Raw genomic sequence first — 5,248 nt, forward strand, 5'->3', positions numbered from 1 at the left:
ATCGGCATTGTCCTCGGCGGGCGGCTCGCTGACCGGTTCGGCGAGCGCGATACACGCTGGTACCTGTGGGTGGTGGCGGTGGCGCTGCTGCTCGCGGTACCCGCCGGGGTGGGCGTGTTCCTGTCCGACTCGGTGACTTTCGCCCTGCTGTTCCTGGTCATACCGGTGCTGCTGGGGAACTTCTACCAGGCCACGACCTTTGCCCAGACCCAGACCCTGGTCGGCCTGCGGATGCGCAGCGTTGCCGCCGCCATCCTGCTGTTCGTCATCAACATCGTCGGCCTCGCCTTCGGTCCGTCGGTGGTGGGCATGATCAGTGACCTGCTGGCGCCGCACTATGGTGCGGATTCCCTGCGCTGGGCGCTGTTGATCTGCTCCATGGCCAATCTCTGGGCGGCGTTTCACTACTGGCGCGCAGGCGTGCATTTCCCCGGGGACCTCAAGCGGGTTGAAGACTGAACAACAGGGGTGTTCGGTTTTTTGGAACGCAAGCTTCAGTTTAAATATGTTGGGTGAATCAAAGGGGCTGCGCTAACCTCTCGGATGGTGGAAAAGCCGGATTCCGGTGGTTCTGCTATATTCGTATAGCCCAACAAGACTCAACGCAGTATTCGCTAATGAGAGAGGCTCGCAATGATTAAGAAGACAATTCCCCTGGTAGCCGCAGTGGCCATAGCTACCGCGTCAATAGTGCCCGGTGCTTATGCCAGCACCCAGGCTGCCAACATGTCGAACCAGTTCTGGTGGCCGGAGCAGCTGAACCTGTCGCCGCTGCGCCAGCACAGCCCCCAGTCCAGCCCGCTGGCCGAGGACTTCGATTACGCCGAGGCCTTCGCCAAGCTTGATCTCGCGGAGGTAAAGCAGGACATTGAGAAACTGATGAAAACCTCCCAGGACTGGTGGCCCGCTGACTACGGCCATTACGGTCCCTTCTTCATCCGCATGGCCTGGCACAGCGCGGGCACTTACCGCATCGCCGATGGCCGCGGCGGTGCCGGCGGCGGCCAGCAGCGTTTTGACCCCCTCAACAGCTGGCCCGACAACGCCAACCTGGACAAGGCCCGGCGCCTGCTGTGGCCGGTCAAGCAGAAGTACGGCGCCAGCCTCTCCTGGGCCGACCTGATGGTCCTGACCGGCAACGTGGCGCTTGAGTCCATGGGCTTCAAGACCTTCGGCTTTGCCGGCGGTCGTGAGGATGACTGGGAACCCGACCTGGTGTACTGGGGCCCGGAGAACGAGTTCCTTGCCGATGAGCGTTATGAGGGTGACCGCAGGCTGGAGAACCCGCTCGCGGCGGTGCAGATGGGCCTGATCTACGTCAACCCGGAAGGTCCCAACGGCAACCCCGATCCGCTGTTGGCGGCGAAGGATATCCGGGAAACCTTTGGCCGCATGGCAATGAACGATGAAGAGACCGTGGCCCTGATCGCCGGCGGCCACACCTTCGGCAAGGCCCACGGTGCCGGCAAGCCCGGTGACTGCACGGGACCGGAGCCGGCTGCCGCGGGACTCGAAGAGCAGGGCTTGGGCTGGATGAGCAAGTGCGGCAAGGGCAATGCGGAGGACACTATCACCAGCGGCCTGGAAGGTTCCTGGACCGCAGCGCCTACGCGCTGGACGATGATGTATCTGCAGAACCTGTTCAACTTCGAATGGGAGCAGACGCGCAGCCCCGCCGGCGCAGTCCAGTGGGTGCCCAAGGGCAATCCGGCCGCAGCCCAGGCGCCTGATGCCCATGTTGACGGCAGGACCCAGTCGGTGATCATGTTCACCACCGATCTGTCCCTGAAGGAAGACCCGGCCTACCGTGAAATCTCGCAGCGCTTCCTGAACAACCCCAAGGAGTTCGAAGACGCCTTTGCCCGCGCTTGGTACAAGCTGACCCACCGGGACATGGGGCCACTGGCCCGCTATGTCGGCGCCGAGGTCCCCGACGAAGCGCTGATCTGGCAGGATCCGGTGCCCCCGGTGGATCACGACCTGATCGACAACCGCGACATTGCCAAGCTGAAGTCGGAGATCCTCAAGTCCGGGCTCAGCACCGGTGAACTGGTGCGTACCGCCTGGGCCGCAGCCTCGACCTACCGCGATACCGACAAGCGCGGTGGTGCCAACGGTGCGCGCATCCGCCTGGAGCCGCAGAAGGACTGGGCGGTGAACGATCCGGCGGAACTGGCCAGGGTACTGGCGCGCCTGGAAACCATTCAGGAGGACTTCAACAGTGCGCAGCGTCGGGGCAAGAAGCAGGTGTCGCTGGCTGACCTGACCGTACTGGCCGGTGCCGCGGCGATCGAACAGGCCGCGCAGGCTGCCGGACACAAGGTCGAGGTACCCTTCGCGCCTGGCCGCACCGACGCCACCCAGGAAATGACCGATGTCGACTCCTTCGCTGTGCTGGAGCCGAAAGCCGACGCATTCCGCAATTACTACGGCGAGGGCAACTACCGCTCGCCCGCGGACATGCTGGTGGATCGTGCGAGCCTGTTGAACCTCACCGTGCCGGAAATGACGGTGCTGGTCGGCGGCATGCGCGCCCTGGGCGCCAATGCCGGGCAGATGCAACACGGTATCTTTACCGACCGTCCGGGAACCCTGAGCAATGACTTCTTCGTCAACCTGCTGGACATGTCCACCCAGTGGAAGAAGTCAGAGTCGGCCGAGGGCATCTATGAAGGGCACGATCGCAGCTCGGGCGAGCTCAAGTGGACCGCAACGCCCGTCGACCTGGTGTTTGGCTCCAACTCGGAACTGCGCTCTATCGCTGAAGTGTATGCGTCGGGCGATTCCGGGGAGAGGTTCGTCAATGACTTCGTCGCGGCCTGGACCAAGGTGATGCAAGCGGATCGCTTCGACCTGCAGTAGGCAACACTGGTCGTACGCTGAAACGGCGGCGCGTAATGCGCCGCCGTTTTTTTATGGGCGGGAACTACTGGCGCTTGAGCAACAGCCACGCATCCGCGTAGTCGCTGATGTGCCGGTTCGCTGCGTGGTAGTCATCCCAGCCGCGGTAGTAGCCGCTGAGCCAGTCCAGCTGGTACAGGTTGTCGTGGAAGGCGCCGCCGGTGTCGGCGAGTACCACCAGTCTGAAAGTGGGCTGCCCGGCTTCTTCGGCCCGCAGCAGGACCAGCCGGCCCAGCCCGAGCTGGAAGATGTCCCCGGCCACGGTCACCAGCGGTTTGACCGGTATCTTGTAATCCGCATCCTTGCCGTAGCCGAGCACCCCGGGCACTTCCTTGAAGTACCAGTAGCGATCCTGTTCCTCGGGCTTGCGGCTGCGGTCGTAGGCGACGCCGTTGTTGCGGTGCACATTGAAGTAGCGGCGCTGGCCGCGCTCGTCCTCGATCACGGCGGTGCCCTGCAGCAGCGCGCCCTCCAGGTCGGCGCGGCTGAGCCAGATCAGCGGTGGGGCCAGGGCGGCCATCTGGCCCGCGGAACCCGGGTCGGCCTCCAGCGCGAGCACCCGCTGCTTGCCGTAGCGGTAGCGCGTGATGCTGTCCCGCCGCGCGTCCGCTTCCTCCAGCGCCAGTGCTGCCTCGTCGAAGGGCAGGCCGTAGAGGGCGTGGGGGCTTGCCGCGCTCTGCCGGGCGCTGCCATCCGCCACCCGCACATAGTACTTGGTGAGCAGCAGCCGGTCGGCGGGCAGCCGTTGCAGCAGCGGCTTGCCGGTGGCCAGGGCGGCGGCCTTCGCCCGATCCGGGTGCCAGCGCAGCAGTTCGAAATGCTGTTGGATAAATGCCGGGTCGGCCAGGCGTGAGCTGCGTCCGGAGGCCCGGTCCTGGCGCTGTGTTTCACAGACAAATTCCAGGGTCTCGCGGATTCGCTCGGGCCGGCTTCGCAGCAGCGGGGTGGTGCCGCCGTGAATCGCCGCCGGATCGTAGGCGCTGCCCCGGGCGAGGTAGTCCGCGGTTGCCGCGGCGACCTCACACAGTGCGGCGCTGTGGTCCGGCCAGTTGCCCGCGGGCAGCGTATCGGCGGGGCTGAAGGCCGGGCTGGCGCCGGCACTGCCACCGGCCAGCATCAGGAGAGTCAGGCAGGCAAGTCGGCGCAAAGCAAACGGCTGGTGTTTCACCTACAGCGTCGCCGTGATGGCAAAATAACTCATGCCTGCCAGCGCCAGGGATGACACCAGGAACAGCAAAAAGCGCAGCGGCACGTAGTTGCTGGTGACCTGCACCAGGCTGTGGGCAACCCGCAGGCCCAGATATGCCCAGGCCAGTTGCAGCGCCAGGCCGGTGCCGGCACCGGCAATCGCGAGGATGCAGCACAGGGCGTAGAACACTGTGGGCTGCTCGTGCAGGTGGGTGTAGTTGTGGGCCTTCCAGTTGACGTTGTCGGGCAACACGCCCTCCAGGTCTGCGCCGCGACGCCCGCCCGGCATGGGTTTGGACAGGTCCAGGCCAGACTTGCTCATGGCGGGCAGGCGGGTGGCGGCCATCCAGGTCAGGATGACCAGGGACCAGGCCGCGAGCAGGGCGGCGGGGGCGAGAATGGCTGTTGTCATTGTTGCTCTCTCCGGTAAAGGGCGGCTCAGCCGTTGGGGGTTTCGGCGGCTGCCGGGGCGGGCTTGTGCCAGCTCGCAGCCTTGTCCTTCAGCTCCCGGAACTTGCCGGAGGCGCTGTCGAGCTTGGCTTCCCATTCGGGATTGGCCTGCTGCCCCTGGGTAACCTTGAAGAACACCTGCATCAGGGCGGTCATGGCAAAGGGTTCAATCACCGCCTGCTTGATGCCCCAGGCAAAGACCACCGCGATGACCAGGCTCAGGGGGCCGGCGCTGCCCGGGAACAGGGCGACCAGGCCGGCCACCGGGGCCAGGATCAGCAGGAAGATCAGGAAGGTCAGGCCCCAGATCAGGAACGCCAGCCAGAAGGCGTTTTTCAGGAAGGCCTTGTAGTTCTGTGCGTACAGCACCAGCGCGGTCTTGCTGGCGTCCCAGGGATTTTCCGCACGGGTGCGGATATTGTAGGCGAGGATGACTTCGTCGAGATAGGTCAGCGACAGGTTGATGACCGTGTTGAGGAACTTGACCAGGCCGCCGCTGCCGGGAATCGGTAGCAAACTGGCGACAGTGAAGAAAATCCGGTTGAAGGATTTCAGGATACCCTTGATCAACTGGTCGAGTCCGAACAGCACCGAGGACTCCACGAAGCGTTCGCGCACTACCTGCTGGGCATGGTCGATCTGCGAGCGTCCGCCCGGCAGTTCCTTGCCCTCCAGCAGCTCCACCAGCACGGCGATATGCCCCGCCTTC

Annotated in this window: 4 protein-coding genes and 1 pseudogene; 2 read left to right on the plus strand and 3 right to left on the minus strand. The window is 64.6% G+C overall.

The window, feature by feature from the left end; genetic code table 11:
- Positions 1-459 (plus strand): annotated as a pseudogene (locus RJQ10_RS04130) (spinster family MFS transporter); the annotation flags it as partial.
- A gap of 174 nt (positions 460-633) precedes the next feature.
- Complete coding sequence (gene katG, locus RJQ10_RS04135; protein WP_350143912.1) at positions 634-2,862, plus strand: catalase/peroxidase HPI; 2,229 nt, start codon at positions 634-636, stop codon at positions 2,860-2,862.
- A gap of 64 nt (positions 2,863-2,926) precedes the next feature.
- Here the strand turns inward: katG and RJQ10_RS04140 are convergent, their stop codons facing one another.
- The 3 genes from RJQ10_RS04140 to RJQ10_RS04150 all read right to left on the minus strand — a co-directional run.
- Entirely contained in the window at positions 2,927-4,069 is a 1,143-nt protein-coding gene (locus tag RJQ10_RS04140; RefSeq protein ID WP_350143914.1) for a murein transglycosylase A family protein, read from the minus strand.
- Positions 4,070-4,501 (minus strand): MAPEG family protein, encoded by a 432-nt coding sequence (locus tag RJQ10_RS04145; RefSeq protein ID WP_350143915.1) that lies wholly within the window; start codon positions 4,499-4,501, stop codon positions 4,070-4,072. It lies immediately after the preceding gene.
- Positions 4,502-4,527: 26 nt separating this feature from the next.
- Positions 4,528-5,248: hypothetical protein (locus RJQ10_RS04150; protein ID WP_350143917.1), on the minus strand; the 721-nt coding region annotated here is incomplete at its 5' end.

Source organism: Haliea sp. (assembly GCF_040222615.1).
In the GTDB taxonomy this organism is placed as follows: domain Bacteria; phylum Pseudomonadota; class Gammaproteobacteria; order Pseudomonadales; family Halieaceae; genus Haliea.